Here is a 20,479-nt window from a genome sequence, read left to right on the forward strand (position 1 = left end):
CTGGCGGGACAACTCCCGGATCTGCCGAAAATGCCTGTGCGGATGTCGGTCAAACGCTATCGCGCTTTCTATGCAACGGCCATCGGCATGGCTATCATGCGTGCCTCATTGTGAGGCGAATCTGGCATGTTGACGTTGTTGAAGCTCTTGAAGGATGGTCGCTTCCATTCCGGGCAGGCCCTGGGTGCTGCGCTGGGCGTAAGCCGCAGTGCGGTCTGGAAACAGCTCCAGCACCTGGAAGCCGAACTCAATCTTCCTATCCACAAGGTCCGCGGCCGCGGCTACCAGTTGGCGACGCCGTTGGCGCTGCTTGATGCTGATGAAATAAAGGCCTATGCCGGGGCTCCAGGCTGGCCTGCCTTCATCTTCGATTCCATCGACTCCACCAACGCTGAAGCGCTGAGGGCTGTAGCGCAAGGTCGGGAGGCGCCCTTCATGGTCCTGGCGGAGCGCCAGACTGCTGGGCGGGGCAGGCGAGGTCGTACCTGGGTCAGCCCTTTCGCGGAAAACCTCTATTACAGCCTGGTGCTGCGTATCGACGGTGGCATGCGCCAGCTGGAAGGGCTGAGCCTGGTGGTTGGCCTTGCGGTCATGCAGGCATTGCGGGAGCTGGGTATCGCCAGGGCTGGATTGAAGTGGCCCAATGATGTGCTGGTAGGCCAACAGAAGATAGCCGGTATTCTCCTGGAGCTGGTCGGCGATCCTGCTGACGTCTGCCATGTCGTCCTGGGTATCGGTATCAATGTGAACATGCAGTCTACCGACGCGGTCGACCAGCAGTGGACTTCGATGCGGCTCGAGTCGGGCAAGTCTGTGGACCGCAATCAGTTGGTGTCATTGCTCAGCAAGCGCCTGCAGGAATACCTGGTGCTGCATCGCGAGCAGGGCTTTGCGCCTATCCAGGCGCAATGGGAAGCTAATCATCTGTGGCAGGGCAGGGCAGTATCGCTGATTGCCGGGGTCAACCAGGTGGATGGTGAGGTCATGGGCATTGATCACCAAGGCGCCTTGCGCCTCAAGGTCGATGGCGTGGAAAAAAGCTTTAGTGGCGGTGAGCTCAGCCTGAGGTTGCGCAATGATTCTTGAGCTGGACTGCGGTAACAGTTTCATCAAGTGGCGGGTCACCGCAGGCGATGACGACAAGCGTATTGCCGGCGGCGTGGTGGACGCTGACGGTGTCCTCATTGATGCCTTGAAAGCCATCGACGGGTTGCAGCTGCAGCACTGCCGCCTGGTCAGCGTGCGCAATGAAGATGAAACCGGCAGGTTGGTGGCGGCCCTGGCAGACGAGTTCAAGGTGCAGCCGATCACTGCGCGGCCGTCCCGGGTGCTGGCAGGTGTCCACAACGGCTATGAAGAGTACGAGCGCCTGGGGCTGGATCGTTGGGTAGCGTTGGTGGCGGGTTATCGCCTGGCCGGCCGAGCGTGCGTGGTCATCGACCTGGGCACGGCCATTACCTCCGACTTCGTTGCCGTCGACGGTGAGCACATCGGTGGTTTTATCTGCCCTGGCATGCCACTGATGCGCGGCCAGTTGCGCACCCATACGCGCAAGATCCGCTACGACGACCAGTCTGCCGAGCGTGCCCATGCCAGCCTGCAGCCGGGGCGGAATACCGTCGAGGCTGTCGAGCGTGGCTGCACCCTGATGACGCGCGGGTTCGTGTTGAGTCAGCTCGAGCATGCCAGGCGCCTGTGGGGGGATGACTTCACGCTGTTCCTCACGGGCGGGGATGCCGGCCTTGTCAGCGACGTGGTCCCTCAGGCGCAGGTTATTCCGGACCTGGTGTTCGTCGGCTTGGCAATCGCCTGCCCTATTGTCTGAGGTGCCTTATGCGCTGGTTATTCCTCCTGCTGGTTGTGCTCAATGTTTTCTACGCCGTGTGGCATCAGCAGGTCGCTCCCATGCGGCCCAAGGAAGTCGCGTCGCTGTCCCTTTACAAAGGCGCGCATCAGGATATCAAGCTGCTCAGCGAGTCGGATGCTGGCCAAACACGGGGAGCAGCGGCCGCCAAGCCTGCAGTGGACACTGAAAACTGTCTGTACGTGGGCGGGTTTTCTCGGCTGGAGCAGCTCGCGCCGGTGGAGCAGCGCCTGACCAGCCTGGATATTTCCTCTCGTGCAGTGGCGGTGAATGCCCCGGAGGGAGTCTCTCACTGGTTGCGCATTTCGCCGGAAGCCCGGCGTTTGCTGGACGAAACCCTGCTCCAAAGACTTTCCAATGATTTCAAAGACTTAAAACAGAAAATAATGTTGTGTGGGGGGTTGCAAGTACCTTGAATCCTGCATAGAATGGCGCCCGCTCCACAGCGATAAGCGGAAACGCTCAAGGTGTGAAGCAGCTGTCAAACGAAGCTAACTTCAAGATTTAATTGAAAAAATAGCTTGACAGCAGGACGGCAGAGGTTGATAATGCCGCCCACGTTACGGAGGGGTTCCCGAGCGGCCAAAGGGATCAGACTGTAAATCTGACGTCTCAGACTTCGAAGGTTCGAATCCTTCTCCCTCCACCAATTTAGCGTGAGCAGCAAGCTCCGCGGGTATAGTTTAGTGGTAGAACCTCAGCCTTCCAAGCTGATGATGCGGGTTCGATTCCCGCTACCCGCTCCAAGTTTGCTGGTTGTGCAAAGTGTTTCGCTCTTGTAGCTCAGTTGGTAGAGCACACCCTTGGTAAGGGTGAGGTCAGCGGTTCAAATCCGCTCAAGAGCTCCATTACTCAGGCAGATATGAAAATATCTGCCTTTGTTTTATAAGTGGTTGAAATCGCTTATTCGGCCCGGCATAATGGTCGGCCTGATTATGTTTTTAGGTCAGTAGCTCAATTGGCAGAGCGACGGTCTCCAAAACCGTAGGTTGGGGGTTCGATTCCCTCCTGACCTGCCAGATTCACTCGGTGATGTCTGGCTTTCTTTTCACAGGATCCTCCTAGATGACCCCGAAGGCTGAAGCCCAAGACTCTCGCTTTGATCTGCTCAAGTGGCTGGTTGTTGTCGCTTTGGTGGTGGTTGGCGTGGTTGGTAATCAGTATTACCACGCGTCTCCGATCCTGTACCGAGTGCTCGCACTGCTCGTCATTGCTGCCGTAGCTGCGTTTACCGCGCTGCAGACCGCGAAAGGCAAGTCGTTCTTCGCTCTGGCAAAGGAAGCTCGCACCGAAATCCGTAAAGTCGTATGGCCAACTCGCCAAGAGACCACGCAGACCACGCTGATCGTAGTGGCGGTCGTCCTGGTCATGGCGTTGCTGTTGTGGGGGCTTGATTCCCTGCTAGGCTGGCTTGTTTCCTTGATCGTCGGCTAAGGGTGTCCCGTGGCTAAGCGTTGGTACGTTGTGCATGCCTACTCGGGTTACGAGAAGCATGTTATGCGCTCTTTGATCGAGCGTGTAAAGCTGGCTGGCATGGAAGACGGTTTTGGCGAGATTCTGGTCCCCACTGAAGAAGTGGTTGAGATGCGCAATGGCCAGAAGCGCAAAAGCGAACGTAAGTTCTTCCCAGGCTATGTGCTGGTCCAGATGGAAATGAACGAGGGTACTTGGCACTTGGTCAAGGACACTCCTCGTGTGATGGGCTTCATTGGCGGTACCGCCGACAAGCCTGCACCTATCACCGACAAGGAAGCTGAAGCTATCCTGCGTCGTGTCGCTGACGGCAGCGACAAGCCAAAGCCCAAGACTCTGTTCGAGCCGGGCGAGGTTGTTCGCGTTACCGATGGTCCTTTCGCGGATTTCAACGGTACCGTCGAAGAAGTCAACTACGAAAAGAGCCGGATCCAAGTGGCCGTGCTTATTTTCGGACGCTCTACTCCGGTAGAGCTCGAGTTCAGTCAGGTCGAAAAGGTCTGATTGAAGGCATATCCCATGCCCCGCAGGCGTAAGCTGCGGGGTTTTGTCGTCTCTGGGATAAAACGCAAGCAACCGGGGAGCCTTTTCAGGCGCCTGTACCCGATATTGGAGTAGCTCATGGCTAAGAAAATCACGGCTTATATCAAGCTGCAAGTAAAGGCCGGCCAGGCCAACCCTAGCCCGCCCGTCGGCCCGGCTCTGGGTCAACATGGTGTGAACATCATGGAATTCTGCAAGCTCTTCAACGCCCGTACCCAGGTGCAAGAAGCCGGCCTGCCGACTCCAGTCATCATCACTGTATACAGTGACCGTAGCTTCACCTTCGAAACCAAAAGCACCCCTGCTTCGGTTCTGCTGAAGAAAGCTGCTGGCCTGACCAGCGGCTCCGCTCGTCCGAACACCGTTAAAGTCGGTACCGTGACCCGCGCTCAGCTGGAAGAAATCGCCAAGGCAAAAGATGCTGACCTGACCGCTGCCGACCTGGACGCCGCTGTGCGCACCATCGCTGGCTCGGCTCGCAGCATGGGCCTTAACGTGGAGGGTGTGTAATGGCTAAGCTGACCAAGCGCCAAAAGGCTATTGCTTCCAAAATCGAAGCTGGCAAAGTCTACAACTTCGAAGAAGCCGCCACTCTGCTGGCCGAGCTGTCGACCGTCAAGTTCAGCGAGTCGTTCGACGTCGCCGTGAACCTGGGCGTTGACCCACGTAAATCCGACCAGGTCGTACGTAGCGCTACCGTGCTGCCACACGGCACTGGCAAGACTGTACGTGTTGCTGTCTTCACCCAAGGTCCAGCTGCTGAAGCTGCCCTGGCTGCAGGCGCAGACCGCGTTGGCATGGACGACCTGGCTGCCGAAATGAAAGGCGGCGACCTGAACTATGACGTCGTCATCGCATCGCCTGATGCCATGCGCGTTGTAGGTCAACTGGGTCAGATCCTGGGTCCACGCGGCCTGATGCCTAACCCGAAAGTCGGTACCGTGACTCCAGACGTAGCCAACGCGGTTAAAAACGCCAAGGCTGGTCAGGTTCGCTACCGCACCGACAAAAACGGCATCATCCACACTTCCGTTGGCAAGGTTGGCTTCGAAGCCACCAAGCTGAAGGAAAACGTTGAAGCCCTGATCGCTGATCTGAAGCGTATCAAGCCAGCTTCCTCGAAAGGTATCTACGTCAAGCGCGTTACCCTGAGCACCACCATGGGCCCAGGTCTGGTAATCGATCAGGGTTCCCTGAGCGCGTAAGACTTGCAGCCGGGGCGGGTAACCGCTCCGAGCTGAAAAATTGGGGTCCCTGCTTTGCGGGGGCTATCCAAGACCGTAGGCGGCGCGAGCCTTAAACCACAAGCCTACGCAGATGGTGCTCCCGGTTCCTTTTGGAACTAGACACCAAAACGACATCCGGCCTCGGCCAGATGAAACGGTAACAAGCAGGAGTTAAACCCGTGGCAATTAAACTCGAAGACAAGAAGGCCATCGTCGCTGAAGTCAACGAGGCTGCCAAAGCTGCCCTGTCCGCTGTCGTGGCTGATGCCCGTGGTGTGACTGTAGGCGCTATGACCGGACTCCGTAAAGAGGCCCGCGAAGCTGGCGTGTACGTACGCGTTGTACGTAACACCTTGCTCAAGCGCGCTGTTGAAGGCACCGATTACTCGATCCTCAACGACGTGTTCAAAGGCCCGACCTTGATCGCTTTCTCGAAAGAACATCCGGGCGCTGCTGCTCGTATCTTCAAAGAGTTCGCCAAAGGTCAGGACAAGTTCGAGATCAAGGCAGCTGCGTTCGAGGGCAAGTTCCTCGCAGCCAATCAGATCGACGTACTGGCAACGCTGCCGACCCGTGACGAAGCCATTTCCCAGCTGATGAGCGTGATTCAAGGCGCTACCAGCAAACTGGCTCGTACTCTGGCGGCACTTCGCGACCAGAAAGAAGCCGCTGCAGCCTAAGGGCCGCTCGCTTCTCGCGTTTTTTGTTTATTTCGATGGTCGCGTAGGCCGTCCCCCAATTCAGGAAAAGAGTCATGTCCGTTACTCAAGAGCAAATCCTCGAAGCCGTTGGCGCAATGTCCGTAATGGAAGTTGTTGAGCTGATCAAAGCTTTCGAAGAAAAATTCGGCGTTACCGCTGCTGCCGCTTCGGCTGGTCCAGCTGCTGCTGCCGCTGTTGTTGAAGAGCAAACCGAATTCAACGTTGTCCTGGTTGAAGCCGGCGAGAAGAAAGTCAACGTCATCAAGGCCGTTCGTGAACTGACCGGTCTGGGCCTGAAAGAAGCCAAAGAGAAAGTTGACACCGCTCCTCAGGTCGTAGCTGAAGGCGTTTCGAAAGAAGCCGCTGCTGACGCTGCCAAGAAGCTGGAAGAAGCTGGCGCCAAAGTCGAAATCAAGTAATTTCGACCTTGCGTCTCCAGCCCGAGCGTCAAGCGAACGGCTGATGGCTGGTGGCTCATGCCACCGGCCTTTTTCCGTTATTGGCAGCTGATCAGGTCAGCGCCAACAACGTGCTTCAACCACCGATGATGGTGGCGCAAACCAAGGGGTTTGCACGATTTTCTGGCTGCTCCCCGTCGGGAGGAGCCAAACAAGCAGGTGACCAAGCTGGGGAACGCTGATGGCTTACTCATACACTGAGAAAAAACGTATCCGCAAGGACTTTAGCAAGTTGCCGGACGTCATGGACGTACCGTACCTCTTGGCTATCCAGCTGGATTCGTATCGCGAATTCTTGCAGGCGGGCGCGACCAAGGACCAGTTCCGTGACGTCGGTCTGCATGCGGCCTTCAAATCCGTTTTCCCGATCATCAGCTACTCCGGCAACGCTGCTCTGGAGTACGTTGGTTATCGCCTGGGCGAACCGGCCTTTGATGTCAAAGAATGCGTATTGCGTGGCGTAACGTACGCCGTACCTTTGCGGGTAAAAGTACGCCTGATCATTTTCGACAAAGAATCGTCGAACAAAGCGATCAAGGACATCAAGGAGCAGGAAGTCTACATGGGGGAAATCCCCCTGATGACCGAGAACGGTACCTTCGTAATCAACGGTACCGAGCGCGTCATCGTCTCCCAGTTGCACCGTTCGCCAGGTGTGTTCTTCGACCACGACCGTGGCAAGACTCACAGCTCCGGCAAACTGTTGTACTCGGCCCGTATCATTCCTTACCGCGGCTCGTGGCTGGACTTCGAATTCGACCCGAAAGACTGTGTATTCGTCCGGATCGACCGTCGTCGCAAGCTGCCTGCGTCGGTACTGCTGCGCGCACTGGGCTACAGCACCGAGGAAGTCCTCGATGCGTTCTACACCACCAACGTATTCCACGTGCAGGGCGAAAAGCTCAGCCTGGAGCTGGTGCCACAGCGCCTGCGTGGTGAAATCGCCGTCCTGGATATCCTCGACAACACCGGCAAGGTGATCGTGGAGCAGGGCCGTCGTATCACTGCCCGTCATATCAACCAGTTGGAAAAAGCCGGCATCAAAGAGCTGGAAGTCCCGCTGGACTACGTGCTGGGTCGCACCACCGCCAAGGCCATCGTTCACCCGGCCACCGGCGAAATCCTGTGCGAGTGCAACACTGAACTGAGCACCGAGCTGCTGGTGAAGATCGCCAAGGCTCAGGTCGTCCGTATCGAAACGTTGTACACCAACGACATCGACTGCGGCCCGTTCATCTCCGACACGTTGAAGATCGACTCCACCGCCAACCAACTGGAAGCGCTGGTCGAGATCTACCGCATGATGCGTCCTGGCGAGCCGCCAACCAAGGATGCTGCCGAGACCCTGTTCAACAACCTGTTCTTCAGCCCTGAGCGTTACGACCTGTCCGCTGTAGGTCGCATGAAGTTCAACCGTCGTATCGGTCGCACCGAGATCGAAGGTTCGGGCGTGCTGAGCAAGGAAGACATCGTTGCCGTTCTGAAGACCCTGGTCGACATCCGTAACGGCAAAGGCATCGTCGACGACATCGACCACCTGGGTAACCGTCGTGTTCGCTGCGTAGGCGAAATGGCCGAGAACCAGTTCCGTGTTGGCCTGGTACGCGTTGAGCGTGCGGTCAAGGAACGTCTGTCGATGGCCGAAAGCGAAGGCCTGATGCCTCAGGACCTGATCAACGCCAAGCCGGTAGCGGCCGCGGTGAAAGAGTTCTTCGGTTCCAGCCAGCTGTCGCAGTTCATGGACCAGAACAACCCGCTGTCGGAAATTACCCACAAGCGTCGTGTCTCTGCACTCGGCCCAGGTGGTCTGACCCGTGAGCGTGCAGGCTTTGAAGTTCGTGACGTACACCCGACTCACTACGGCCGTGTATGCCCGATCGAGACCCCTGAAGGTCCGAACATCGGTCTGATCAACTCCCTGGCCGCTTACGCGCGCACCAACCAGTACGGCTTCCTGGAAAGCCCGTACCGCGTTGTCAAAGAGGGTGTGGTCACCGACGAGATCGTGTTCCTCTCCGCCATTGAAGAAGCCGATCACGTGATCGCGCAGGCTTCGGCGACCATGAACGAGAACAAGGTCCTGATCGACGAGCTGGTAGCCGTACGTCACCTGAACGAATTCACCGTGAAGGCGCCTGAAGACGTAACCCTGATGGACGTTTCGCCCAAGCAGGTAGTCTCGGTCGCAGCCTCGCTGATTCCGTTCCTGGAGCACGACGACGCCAACCGTGCGTTGATGGGTTCCAACATGCAGCGTCAGGCTGTACCGACCCTGCGCGCCGACAAGCCGCTGGTAGGTACCGGCATGGAGCGCAACGTTGCCCGTGACTCCGGCGTTTGCGTCGTGGCCCGTCGTGGCGGCGTGATCGATTCCGTCGATGCCAGCCGTATCGTTGTTCGCGTGGCGGACGATGAAGTCGAGCCAGGCGAAGCCGGTGTAGATATCTACAACCTGACCAAGTACACCCGTTCGAACCAGAACACCTGCATCAACCAGCGTCCGCTGGTGAGCAAGGGTGACCGCGTCCAGCGCAGCGACATCATGGCCGACGGCCCGTCCACCGATATGGGTGAACTGGCACTGGGTCAGAACATGCGCATCGCGTTCATGGCCTGGAACGGTTTCAACTTCGAAGACTCCATCTGTCTGTCGGAGCGCGTGGTTCAGGAAGACCGTTTCACCACGATCCACATCCAGGAACTGACCTGTGTGGCCCGTGACACCAAGCTTGGCCCAGAGGAAATCACCGCTGACATCCCGAACGTGGGTGAAGCAGCGCTGAACAAGCTGGACGAAGCCGGTATCGTCTACGTAGGTGCCGAAGTCGGCGCCGGCGACATCCTGGTCGGCAAGGTCACTCCGAAAGGCGAGACCCAACTGACTCCGGAAGAAAAACTGCTGCGCGCCATCTTCGGTGAGAAAGCCAGCGACGTTAAGGACACCTCCCTGCGCGTGCCTACCGGCACCAAAGGTACTGTCATCGACGTCCAGGTCTTCACCCGTGACGGCGTCGAGCGTGACGCTCGTGCTCTGTCGATCGAGAAGAGCCAGCTGGACGAGATCCGCAAGGACCTGAACGAAGAGTTCCGCATCGTCGAAGGCGCAACTTTCGAACGTCTGCGTCAGGCCCTGGTCGGTCAGATCGTCGATGGTGGTGCCGGCCTGAAGAAAGGTCTGGAAATCACCAACGAAGTCCTGGACGGTCTGGAACACGGTCAGTGGTTCAAGCTGCGCATGGCCGAAGACGCCCTCAACGAACAGCTGGAAAAAGCCCAGCAGTACATCGTTGACCGTCGTCGCCTGCTGGACGACAAGTTCGAAGACAAGAAGCGCAAACTGCAGCAAGGCGATGACCTGGCTCCAGGCGTGCTGAAAATCGTCAAGGTTTACCTGGCAATCCGTCGCCGCATCCAGCCGGGCGACAAGATGGCCGGTCGTCACGGTAACAAGGGTGTGGTCTCCGTGATCATGCCGGTTGAAGACATGCCACACGATGCCAACGGCACCCCTGTGGACGTGGTTCTCAACCCGCTGGGCGTACCTTCGCGTATGAACGTTGGTCAGATTCTGGAAACCCACCTGGGCCTCGCGGCCAAGGGCTTGGGCGAAAAGATCAACCGCATGCTCGAAGAGCAGCGTAAAGTCATCGAACTGCGCAAGTTCCTCACCGAGATCTACAACGAGATCGGTGGCCGCCAAGAAAACCTGGAAAGCTTCAGCGACCAGGAAATCCTGGATCTGGCGAAGAACCTGCGTGCTGGCGTTCCTATGGCTACCCCGGTATTCGACGGTGCCAAGGAAAGCGAGATCAAGGCCATGCTGAAACTGGCAGACCTGCCAGAAAGCGGCCAGATGCAGCTGTTCGACGGCCGGACTGGCAACAAGTTCGAGCGTCACGTTACTGTTGGCTACATGTACATGCTGAAACTGAACCACTTGGTGGACGACAAGATGCACGCGCGTTCCACTGGTTCCTACAGCCTGGTTACCCAGCAGCCGCTGGGTGGTAAGGCTCAGTTCGGTGGTCAGCGTTTCGGGGAGATGGAGGTCTGGGCACTGGAAGCTTATGGTGCCGCCTACACCCTGCAAGAAATGCTCACAGTGAAGTCGGACGATGTGAACGGTCGTACCAAGATGTACAAAAACATCGTGGACGGCGATCACCGTATGGAGCCGGGCATGCCCGAGTCCTTCAACGTGTTGATCAAAGAGATTCGTTCCCTCGGTATCGATATCGATCTGGAAACCGAATAACACGCGACGCGAATCGGGAGTGGGCCCTTAAAGCCCGCTCCCTGCTCCGCCAGGAGGAAAGGCCTTGAAAGACCTACTGAATTTGCTGAAAAACCAGGGTCAAGTCGAAGAGTTTGACGCAATCCGTATCGGGTTGGCGTCGCCTGAGATGATCCGTTCGTGGTCGTTCGGTGAAGTTAAAAAGCCGGAAACCATCAACTACCGTACGTTCAAGCCTGAGCGTGACGGCCTGTTCTGCGCCAAGATCTTTGGCCCAGTCAAGGACTACGAGTGCTTGTGCGGTAAGTACAAGCGCCTGAAACACCGTGGTGTGATCTGCGAGAAGTGCGGCGTTGAAGTCGCGCTGGCCAAGGTTCGTCGTGAGCGCATGGCGCACATCGAACTGGCATCGCCCGTTGCCCACATCTGGTTCCTGAAATCGCTGCCGTCGCGTATCGGCCTGCTGATGGACATGACCCTGCGTGATATCGAACGCGTTCTCTACTTCGAGAGCTATGTCGTTATCGACCCGGGCATGACTACCCTGGAGAAGGGTCAGCTGCTGAACGACGAGCAGTACTTCGAAGCCCTCGAAGAGTTCGGTGACGACTTCGACGCCCGCATGGGTGCCGAGGCGGTCCGCGAACTGCTGCACGCCATTGACCTGGAACACGAGATTGGCCGCCTGCGCGAAGAGATTCCGCAGACCAACTCGGAAACCAAGATCAAGAAGCTGTCCAAGCGCCTGAAGTTGATGGAAGCCTTCCAGGGTTCCGGCAACCTGCCTGAGTGGATGGTGTTGACCGTTCTGCCGGTTCTGCCGCCAGACCTGCGTCCACTGGTACCACTGGATGGCGGTCGCTTCGCGACGTCCGACCTCAACGATCTGTATCGTCGAGTGATCAACCGTAACAACCGTCTGAAGCGTCTGCTGGACCTGTCGGCTCCCGACATCATCGTGCGCAACGAAAAGCGCATGCTGCAGGAAGCTGTCGACGCCTTGCTGGACAACGGTCGTCGCGGTCGTGCCATCACCGGTTCCAACAAGCGTCCTCTGAAATCCCTGGCTGACATGATCAAGGGTAAGCAGGGTCGTTTCCGTCAGAACCTGCTCGGCAAGCGTGTTGACTACTCCGGTCGTTCGGTAATTACCGTAGGCCCGACCCTGCGCCTGCACCAGTGCGGTCTTCCGAAGAAGATGGCCCTGGAGCTGTTCAAGCCGTTCATCTTCGGCAAGCTGGAAATGCGTGGTCTCGCTACCACCATCAAGGCCGCCAAGAAGATGGTCGAGCGTGAGCTGCCAGAAGTGTGGGACGTTCTCGCCGAAGTGATTCGCGAACACCCCGTGCTGCTCAACCGTGCACCGACCCTTCACCGTCTGGGTATCCAGGCGTTTGAACCGGTACTGATCGAAGGCAAGGCTATCCAGCTGCACCCTCTGGTCTGTGCTGCGTACAACGCCGACTTCGACGGCGACCAGATGGCGGTGCACGTACCGCTGACCCTGGAAGCCCAGCTCGAAGCCCGTGCGCTGATGATGTCGACCAACAACATCCTGTCGCCAGCCAACGGTGAGCCAATCATCGTTCCGTCGCAGGACGTTGTACTGGGTCTGTACTACATGACCCGTGAAGCGATCAACGCCAAGGGCGAAGGCCGCGTGTTCGCCGACCTGCAGGAAGTCGACCGCGTATTCCGCGCCGGCGAAGCAGCTCTGCACGCCAAGATCAAAGTGCGCATCAACGAAACGGTCAACGACCGTGACGGCGGCAGCGTTAAGAACACCCGTATCGTCGACACCACCGTCGGCCGTGCGCTGCTGTTCCAGGTCGTTCCACCAGGCCTGTCCTTCGACGTGGTCAACACGCCGATGAAGAAGAAGGCGATCTCCAAGCTGATCAACCAGTGCTACCGCGTGGTTGGTCTGAAAGAGACCGTTATCTTCGCTGACCAGTTGATGTACACCGGTTTCGCCTACTCGACGATTTCGGGTGTTTCCATCGGTGTCAACGACTTCGTTATCCCGGATGAGAAAGCTCGCATCATCGGTACCGCTACCGACGAAGTCAAAGAGATCGAAAGCCAGTACGCTTCCGGCCTGGTAACCCAGGGCGAGAAGTACAACAAGGTGATCGACCTCTGGTCCAAGGCCAACGACGAAGTGTCCAAGGCGATGATGTCCAACCTCTCGAAAGAGAAGGTCATCGACCGTCATGGCAACGAAGTTGACCAGGAATCGTTCAACTCGATGTACATGATGGCTGACTCCGGTGCCCGGGGTTCGGCAGCTCAGATTCGTCAGCTGGCTGGTATGCGTGGTCTGATGGCCAAGCCGGACGGCTCGATCATCGAGACGCCGATTACCGCGAACTTCCGTGAAGGTCTGAGCGTACTCCAGTACTTCATCTCGACTCACGGTGCTCGTAAGGGTCTGGCGGATACCGCGTTGAAAACCGCGAACTCCGGTTACCTGACTCGTCGTCTGGTAGACGTGGCGCAAGACTTGGTGGTTACCGAGATCGACTGCGGCACCGAGCAGGGTCTGCTGATGACCCCGCACATCGAAGGCGGCGACGTTGTAGAGCCGCTGGGTGAACGTGTACTGGGTCGTGTCATCGCCCGTGACGTGTTCAAGCCAGGTACCGACGAAGTCATCGTTCCTGCCGGCACCCTGGTAGACGAGAAGTGGGTAGAGTTCATCGAACTCAACAGCATCGACGAAGTGATCGTTCGCTCGCCGATCAGCTGCGAAACCCGCTACGGCATCTGCGCCAAGTGCTACGGTCGTGACCTGGCTCGCGGTCACCAGGTGAACATCGGTGAAGCGGTCGGCGTAATCGCCGCCCAATCCATCGGTGAGCCGGGTACCCAGCTGACCATGCGTACGTTCCACATCGGTGGTGCGGCAAGCCGTACTTCCGCTGCTGACAGCGTTCAAGTGAAGAATGGTGGTGTGGTTCGTCTGCACAACCTGAAACACGTAGAGCGTGCTGACGGTAACCTGGTTGCCGTGTCCCGTTCCGGTGAGCTGGCCATCGCTGATGACTTCGGTCGTGAGCGTGAGCGTTACAAGCTGCCGTACGGTGCCGTGATTTCGGTTAAAGAAGGTGACAAGGTCGACGCTGGCGCCATCGTGGCCAAGTGGGACCCGCACACTCACCCGATCGTTACCGAAATGAAAGGTACCGTGACCTACGTGGGCATGGAAGAAGGTATTACGATCAAGCGCCAGACCGACGAATTGACCGGTCTGACCAACATCGAAGTACTGGATGCCAAAGACCGTCCTGCTGCCGGCAAGGAAATTCGCCCAGCGGTCAAGATGGTTGGCGCCGATGGCAAGGATCTGCTGTTGCCAGGTACCGACGTACCGGCTCAGTACTTCCTGCCAGCCAACGCCCTGGTCGGTGTGGCGGATGGTGTGCAAGTGGGTGTGGGTGACGTTATCGCCCGTATTCCACAGGAAACTTCGAAAACCCGCGACATCACCGGTGGTCTGCCGCGTGTTGCCGACCTCTTCGAAGCACGTCGTCCGAAAGAAGCGTCGATTCTGGCTGAAGTCAGCGGCACCATCGCGTTCGGTAAAGAGACCAAGGGCAAACGCCGTCTGGTCATCACCCCGAACGACGGTACCGATCCGTACGAAGAGCTGATTCCGAAGTGGCGTCACCTGAACGTGTTCGAAGGTGAACAGGTCAACCGCGGCGAAGTAATCTCCGACGGTCCTAGCGATCCGCACGACATCCTGCGTCTGCTGGGTGTGAGTGCGCTCGCCAAGTACATCGTCAACGAGATCCAGGACGTTTACCGTCTGCAAGGCGTGAAGATCAACGACAAGCACATCGAGACCATCCTGCGTCAGATGCTGCGCAAGGTCGAGATCGCCGAGTCGGGTGACTCCAGCTTCATCAAGGGCGACCAGATGGAACTGACTCAGGTACTGGGCGAGAACGAGCGCCTGGCATCGGAAGACAAGTTCATCTCCAAGTACACCCGTGTGCTGCTGGGTATCACCAAGGCCTCGCTGTCCACCGAATCGTTCATCTCGGCGGCTTCCTTCCAGGAAACCACCCGTGTACTGACCGAGGCGGCGGTAACCGGCAAGCGCGATTACCTGCGCGGCCTGAAGGAAAACGTGGTCGTGGGTCGTCTGATCCCGGCTGGTACCGGTCTGGCATACCACAGCGAGCGCAAGCGTCGCCGTGATGCTGACAAACCGTTGCGTGTAAGCGCGAGCGAAGTCGAAGCGGCACTGACTGAAGCGCTGAACTCCAGCGGTAACTGATCAGCGCAGGGCCCTGGCCTCTACGACCGACGAAACCGGACACATGATGTTCGGGTTCGTCTGGTCGGGGAGGGCGGGGCCTTGCCTTGACTGGGGACAAGATCCTCTTTAGACTCTTGTACCCCTAAATCTGGCGGGACGTATGTCCTGCCATTTTGCTTTTCTTGCAAGACAATAGCGTCGCAAGACAACAGTGGAGCTAGTAGATGGCAACTATCAACCAGCTGGTACGTCAGCCGCGTAAGCGTATCGTCGAGAAATCCGACGTACCTGCGCTGCAGAACTGCCCGCAACGTCGTGGCGTGTGCACCCGTGTGTACACCACCACGCCGAAAAAACCTAACTCGGCACTGCGTAAAGTATGCCGTGTGCGTCTGACCAACGGTTTCGAGGTTTCCTCGTACATCGGCGGTGAAGGCCACAACCTGCAAGAGCACAGCGTGGTACTGATCCGCGGCGGTCGTGTAAAAGACTTGCCAGGTGTTCGTTACCACACCGTTCGCGGCTCCCTGGATACCTCTGGCGTCAAAGGTCGTAACCAAGGTCGTTCGAAGTACGGTACCAAGCGTCCGAAGTAATGGCCGCTTGCAGCACATTGCAATTATCTATTTTTCTGAGTCGATAAGAGTAAGGTCGGGTCCCGCACCTCAGGGTGGGATGTCCCGAGCTAACCTGAAGACCGTTTGAGGGCTTATCCATGCCAAGAAGACGCGTAGCAGCCAAGCGCGAAGTGCTTGACGATCCAAAATACGGCAGCCAGATCCTGGCCAAGTTCATGAACCACGTGATGGAAAGCGGCAAGAAAGCCGTTGCCGAGCGTATCGTTTATGGCGCGCTGGACAAGGTTAAAGAACGCAAGAACAGCGACCCACTGGAAATCTTCGAGAAAGCTCTCGACGCCATCGCTCCGCTGGTCGAAGTAAAGTCGCGCCGTGTTGGCGGTGCTACTTACCAGGTTCCGGTCGAAGTTCGTCCGTCCCGTCGTAATGCCCTGGCAATGCGCTGGCTGGTAGACTTCGCGCGCAAGCGCGGTGAGAAGTCTATGGCTCTGCGCCTGGCTGGCGAGCTGTTGGATGCTGCCGAAGGCAAAGGTGCTGCAGTTAAGAAGCGTGAAGACGTTCACCGTATGGCTGAAGCCAACAAAGCGTTCTCGCACTACCGCTTCTAAATCCAGCGTCAATTATTTTGCGAGGGCTTTATGGCTCGTACAACTGATATCAAACGCTACCGTAACATCGGTATCGTTGCTCACGTGGACGCGGGTAAAACCACGACCACCGAGCGCGTCCTGTTCTACACAGGCGTAAACCACAAAATGGGCGAGGTGCATGATGGCGCCGCGACCATGGACTGGATGGTGCAGGAGCAGGAGCGGGGTATTACCATTACTTCCGCTGCTACTACCGCTTTCTGGGCTGGTTCCGTCAAGCAGTTCGAGAAGCATCGCTTCAACATCATCGATACCCCCGGCCACGTTGACTTCACCATTGAAGTAGAGCGTTCGCTGCGCGTACTCGACGGCGCTGTCGTTGTGTTCTGCGGTACTTCGGGCGTTGAGCCTCAGTCGGAAACCGTATGGCGTCAAGCCAACAAATACGGCGTCCCACGTCTGGTTTACGTCAACAAGATGGACCGTCAAGGTGCCAACTTCCTGCGCGTGGTCGGCCAGATCAAGCAGCGCCTGGGTCACACCCCGGTGCCGATCCAGCTGGCAATCGGCGCGGAAGATGAGTTCCAGGGTCAGATCGACCTGATGACCATGGAAGCCGTGTACTGGGACGACGCTGACAAGGGCATGGCTCCTCGTCGCGAAGCTATCCCTGCCGAGCTGCAGGAACTGGCTGAAGAATGGCGCAGCAACATGGTTGAGGCTGCGGCCGAAGCCAGCGAAGAGCTGATGAACAAGTACCTGGAAGGCGAAGAGCTGTCGATCGAAGAGATCAAGGCTGCGCTGCGTCAGCGTACTATTGCCGGCGAAATCGTTCTGGCCGTTTGCGGTTCCTCGTTCAAGAACAAGGGTGTTCCCCTGGTTCTGGACGCCGTTATCGACTACCTGCCGGCACCTGTCGACATTCCTGCCATCAAGGGTTCGGACCCGGATGACGAGACTGTTGCCATGGAGCGTCATGCAGACGACAGCGAGCCGTTCTCGGCTCTGGCGTTCAAGATCGCTACCGACCCATTCGTGGGTACCCTGACCTTCGCTCGCGTTTACTCGGGCGTGTTGAGCTCCGGCGACGGCGTGATCAACTCGGTCAAGGGCAAGAAAGAGCGCGTGGGTCGTATGGTGCAAATGCACGCAAACACCCGCGAAGAGATCAAGGAAGTACGCGCTGGCGACATCGCGGCCCTGATCGGCATGAAGGACGTCACCACGGGTGACACCCTGTGCTCCGCTGACAAGCCAATCATCCTGGTTCGCATGGACTTCCCGGAGCCGGTTATCTCGGTTGCCGTTGAGCCGAAAACCAAGGATGACCAGGAAAAAATGGGTATCGCTCTGGGCAAACTCGCTCAGGAAGACCCTTCTTTCCGCGTCAAGACCGACGAAGAGACTGGTCAAACGATCATCTCGGGTATGGGTGAGTTGCACCTGGACATCCTGGTTGACCGGATGCGCCGTGAGTTCAACGTTGAAGCCAACATCGGTAAACCACAGGTTTCTTATCGTGAGAAGATCACGAAGAACTGTGAGATCGAAGGCAAGTTCGTTCGCCAGTCCGGCGGCCGTGGCCAGTTCGGCCATTGCTGGATCCGTTTTGCTCCGGCAGACGAAGGTCAGGAAGGTCTGGTATTCGTGAACGAAGTGGTAGGTGGTGTGGTTCCCAAGGAATACATCCCTGCTATCCAGAAGGGCATTGAAGAGCAGATGAAGAACGGTGTTGTTGCCGGCTATCCGCTCATCGGCCTGAAGGCGACCGTGTTCGATGGCTCTTACCACGACGTCGACTCCAACGAGATGGCGTTCAAGGTGGCAGCCTCCATGGCGACCAAGCAACTGGCTACCAAAGGTGGCGGTGTTGTTCTTGAGCCGATCATGAAGGTCGAAGTTGTAACACCTGAGGACTACATGGGCGACGTGATGGGTGACCTGAACCGTCGTCGCGGTCTGATCCAGGGTATGGAAGACACGGTTTCCGGCAAAGTTATCCGCGCCGAAGTTCCGCTGGGTGAGATGTTCGGTTATGCGACCGACGTCCGTTCCATGTCTCAGGGTCGCGCGAGCTACTCTATGGAATTCTCCAAATACTCCGAAGCTCCGTCGAACATCGTCGAAGCTATCGTTAAAAAACAAGGCTGATTCAGCCCCTTTAGGCTAGGAGTTCACTGTCGTGGCTAAAGAAAAATTTGATCGTTCCCTACCTCACGTAAACGTCGGCACCATCGGCCACGTTGACCACGGTAAAACCACTCTGACCGCTGCTCTGACTCGCGTCTGCTCCGAAGTTTTCGGTTCGGCCGTTGTTGAGTTCGACAAGATCGACTCGGCTCCAGAAGAGAAAGCTCGCGGTATCACCATCAACACCGCTCACGTTGAGTACAACTCGACTATTCGTCACTACGCTCACGTTGACTGCCCAGGTCACGCTGACTACGTGAAGAACATGATCACCGGTGCTGCCCAGATGGACGGCGCGATCCTGGTTTGCTCGGCCGCTGATGGTCCGATGCCACAAACCCGTGAGCACATCCTGCTGTCCCGTCAGGTAGGCGTTCCGTACATCGTGGTCTTCCTGAACAAGGCTGACCTGGTAGACGACGCTGAGCTGCTGGAACTGGTCGAGATGGAAGTTCGTGACCTGCTGTCCACCTACGACTTCCCAGGCGACGACACCCCGATCATCATCGGTTCGGCTCGTATGGCGCTGGAAGGCAAAGACGACAACGAAATGGGCACCACTGCCGTTCGTAAACTGGTTGAAACTCTGGATACCTACATCCCTGAGCCAGTTCGTCTGACCGACAAGCCATTCCTGATGCCAATCGAAGACGTATTCTCGATCTCGGGTCGTGGTACCGTTGTTACCGGTCGTATCGAGCGTGGTATCGTCCGCGTTCAGGACGCCCTGGAAATCGTTGGTCTGCGTGACACCACCACCACCACCTGCACCGGTGTTGAGATGTTCCGCAAGCTGCTGGACGAAGGTCGTGCTGGCGAGAACTGCGGCGTTCTGCTGCGTGGTACCAAGCGTGACGACGTTGAGCGTGGCCAGGTTCTGGTCAAGCCAGGTTCGGTCAAGCCGCACACCAAGTTCACCGCAGAAGTCTACGTTCTGTCGAAAGAAGAAGGCGGCCGTCACACTCCGTTCTTCAAAGGCTACCGTCCTCAGTTCTACTTCCGTACCACTGACGTGACCGGTAACTGCGAACTGCCGGAAGGCGTTGAAATGGTAATGCCAGGTGACAACATTCAGATGACTGTTACCCTGATCAAAACCATCGCAATGGAAGACGGTCTGCGTTTCGCTATCCGTGAAGGCGGTCGTACCGTCGGCGCTGGCGTCGTAGCCAAGATCATCGAGTAATCGATGAGCCTTGAAAAAACCCCCGCTTAGCGGGGGTTTTTTTATTGGGTTGACACCCAATGAACCCGTCTATAGAATCACGCCTCCTTTTATCGGGCGTAGTGCGTCCGGTGGGAATAGCAGCCTGGAGTCTGAAATCCAATGCAAAATCAGCAAATCCGTATCAGGTTGAAGGCTTTTGACCATCGCCTGATCGACCAATCCACCCAGGAAATCGTGGAAACCGCGAAACGTACTGGTGCTCAAGTGCGTGGTCCAATTCCACTGCCTACCCGCAAAGAGCGGTTCACCGTTCTGGTCTCCCCGCACGTCAACAAAGACGCGCGTGACCAGTACGAGATCCGTACTCATAAGCGCGTTCTGGACATCGTCCAGCCAACGGATAAAACCGTTGATGCGCTGATGAAGCTTGATCTTGCGGCAGGTGTGGAAGTGCAGATCAGCCTCGGCTAAGACAGGGTCTTAGTCGTGTAACGCTCTGAAATGGGCGGCCATAGCGGGTGAAAGCCCCGTACACTCATGAGGTTTACAACATGACTATTGGTGTAGTCGGTCGAAAATCCGGTATGACCCGTATTTTCACCGAAGAAGGTGTCTCCATTCCGGTCACGGTCATTGAGATCGAGCCGAATCGCGTCACCCAGTTCAAAACTGAAGAGACCGATGGCTATCGTGCAGTGCAAGTCACTGTAGGTGAGCGTCGTGCTTCGCGTGTGACTGCTGCTCAAGCAGGTCACTTCGCTAAAGCGAACGTTGCCGCTGGTCGCGGTGTCTGGGAATTCCGCCTTGAAGAAGGCGAGTACCAGGCTGGCGACTTGATCAATGCTGAAATCTTCGCTGCAGGCCAACTGGTAGACGTTACCGGTCAGTCCAAGGGTAAAGGCTTTGCCGGTACCATCAAGCGTTGGAATTTCCGCGGTCAAGATAACACCCACGGTAACTCCGTTTCCCACCGCGTCCCTGGCTCTATCGGCCAGTGCCAGACTCCTGGTCGTGTATTCAAGGGCAAAAAAATGTCCGGTCATATGGGCGCTGAGCGCGTGACCGTGCAGTCCCTGGAAGTTGTGCGCGTCGACGCTGAACGCAATCTGCTGCTCGTCAAGGGTGCTGTTCCTGGCGCTACTGGCGGCAACCTGGTTGTGCGTCCGGCAGCCAAGGCTCGCGGTTAA

At 57.3% G+C, this 20,479-nt stretch carries 17 protein-coding genes and 4 tRNA genes; all 21 read left to right on the top strand.

Going from position 1 to position 20,479, the window contains the following annotated elements; all coding sequences use genetic code 11:
* Positions 1–126: 126 nt before the first annotated feature.
* The 21 genes from birA (at position 127) to rplC (ending at position 20,479) form a co-directional block, all read left to right on the top strand.
* Positions 127–1,086 (top strand): bifunctional biotin--[acetyl-CoA-carboxylase] ligase/biotin operon repressor BirA, encoded by a 960-nt coding sequence (gene birA, locus QBK88_RS23505; RefSeq protein WP_277963919.1) that lies wholly within the window; start codon positions 127–129, stop codon positions 1,084–1,086.
* On the top strand, positions 1,076–1,825 hold the full coding sequence (locus QBK88_RS23510; RefSeq protein ID WP_277963920.1) for a pantothenate kinase: 750 nt from the start codon (positions 1,076–1,078) through the stop codon (positions 1,823–1,825). Before birA ends, QBK88_RS23510 begins: the two co-directional genes overlap by 11 nt.
* 8 nt (positions 1,826–1,833) lie before the next feature.
* Positions 1,834–2,280 (top strand): hypothetical protein, encoded by a 447-nt coding sequence (locus QBK88_RS23515; protein ID WP_277963921.1) that lies wholly within the window; start codon positions 1,834–1,836, stop codon positions 2,278–2,280.
* Between the two features lie 148 nt (positions 2,281–2,428).
* Positions 2,429–2,513 (top strand) — tRNA-Tyr (locus tag QBK88_RS23520).
* 23 nt (positions 2,514–2,536) lie between these two features.
* Positions 2,537–2,610: transfer RNA gene (locus QBK88_RS23525), tRNA-Gly, on the top strand.
* 26 nt (positions 2,611–2,636) lie between these two features.
* A tRNA-Thr gene (locus QBK88_RS23530) sits at positions 2,637–2,712 on the top strand.
* A 95-nt stretch (positions 2,713–2,807) separates the two neighbouring features.
* Positions 2,808–2,883: transfer RNA gene (locus QBK88_RS23535), tRNA-Trp, on the top strand.
* Positions 2,884–2,929: 46 nt separating this feature from the next.
* Positions 2,930–3,298, top strand: a complete 369-nt coding sequence (gene secE, locus QBK88_RS23540; RefSeq protein ID WP_268147882.1) for a preprotein translocase subunit SecE — start codon at positions 2,930–2,932, stop codon at positions 3,296–3,298.
* A gap of 9 nt (positions 3,299–3,307) precedes the next feature.
* On the top strand, positions 3,308–3,841 hold the full coding sequence (nusG, locus tag QBK88_RS23545) for a transcription termination/antitermination protein NusG (RefSeq protein WP_108240418.1): 534 nt from the start codon (positions 3,308–3,310) through the stop codon (positions 3,839–3,841).
* 117 nt (positions 3,842–3,958) lie between these two features.
* The gene (rplK, locus tag QBK88_RS23550) at positions 3,959–4,390 is read left to right on the top strand and encodes a 50S ribosomal protein L11 (protein WP_277963922.1); all 432 of its coding nucleotides are present in this window, start codon (positions 3,959–3,961) and stop codon (positions 4,388–4,390) included.
* Complete coding sequence (gene rplA / locus QBK88_RS23555) at positions 4,390–5,085, top strand: 50S ribosomal protein L1 (RefSeq protein ID WP_158154249.1); 696 nt, start codon at positions 4,390–4,392, stop codon at positions 5,083–5,085. The genes rplK and rplA overlap by 1 nt, the downstream gene beginning before the upstream one ends.
* A 200-nt stretch (positions 5,086–5,285) precedes the next feature.
* Positions 5,286–5,786 (top strand): 50S ribosomal protein L10, encoded by a 501-nt coding sequence (gene rplJ, locus QBK88_RS23560; RefSeq protein ID WP_277963923.1) that lies wholly within the window; start codon positions 5,286–5,288, stop codon positions 5,784–5,786.
* 74 nt (positions 5,787–5,860) lie between these two features.
* Entirely contained in the window at positions 5,861–6,226 is a 366-nt protein-coding gene (rplL, locus tag QBK88_RS23565) for a 50S ribosomal protein L7/L12 (RefSeq protein WP_268147891.1), read from the top strand.
* A 220-nt stretch (positions 6,227–6,446) separates the two neighbouring features.
* A complete protein-coding gene (gene rpoB / locus QBK88_RS23570) occupies positions 6,447–10,520 on the top strand; it encodes a DNA-directed RNA polymerase subunit beta (RefSeq protein ID WP_268147893.1) in 4,074 nt (1,357 codons plus the stop codon).
* 64 nt (positions 10,521–10,584) lie between these two features.
* On the top strand, positions 10,585–14,784 hold the full coding sequence (gene rpoC / locus QBK88_RS23575) for a DNA-directed RNA polymerase subunit beta' (RefSeq protein ID WP_277963924.1): 4,200 nt from the start codon (positions 10,585–10,587) through the stop codon (positions 14,782–14,784).
* Positions 14,785–14,990: 206 nt separating this feature from the next.
* On the top strand, positions 14,991–15,362 hold the full coding sequence (rpsL, locus tag QBK88_RS23580; RefSeq protein ID WP_003186084.1) for a 30S ribosomal protein S12: 372 nt from the start codon (positions 14,991–14,993) through the stop codon (positions 15,360–15,362).
* Positions 15,363–15,481: 119 nt separating this feature from the next.
* Positions 15,482–15,952, top strand: a complete 471-nt coding sequence (gene rpsG / locus QBK88_RS23585; RefSeq protein ID WP_010490886.1) for a 30S ribosomal protein S7 — start codon at positions 15,482–15,484, stop codon at positions 15,950–15,952.
* Positions 15,953–15,982: 30 nt separating this feature from the next.
* A complete protein-coding gene (fusA, locus tag QBK88_RS23590; RefSeq protein ID WP_277963925.1) occupies positions 15,983–18,085 on the top strand; it encodes an elongation factor G in 2,103 nt (700 codons plus the stop codon).
* 31 nt (positions 18,086–18,116) lie between these two features.
* A complete protein-coding gene (tuf, locus tag QBK88_RS23595; RefSeq protein WP_268147900.1) occupies positions 18,117–19,310 on the top strand; it encodes an elongation factor Tu in 1,194 nt (397 codons plus the stop codon).
* A 141-nt stretch (positions 19,311–19,451) separates the two neighbouring features.
* Positions 19,452–19,763, top strand: a complete 312-nt coding sequence (rpsJ, locus tag QBK88_RS23600) for a 30S ribosomal protein S10 (RefSeq protein WP_003186070.1) — start codon at positions 19,452–19,454, stop codon at positions 19,761–19,763.
* 80 nt (positions 19,764–19,843) lie between these two features.
* Positions 19,844–20,479 (top strand): 50S ribosomal protein L3, encoded by a 636-nt coding sequence (gene rplC, locus QBK88_RS23605; protein WP_008374169.1) that lies wholly within the window; start codon positions 19,844–19,846, stop codon positions 20,477–20,479.

Origin of the sequence: Pseudomonas sp. RIT-To-2 (assembly GCF_029623465.1) — a bacterium.
Classification (GTDB): Bacteria; Pseudomonadota; Gammaproteobacteria; order Pseudomonadales; family Pseudomonadaceae; genus Aquipseudomonas; species Aquipseudomonas silvicola.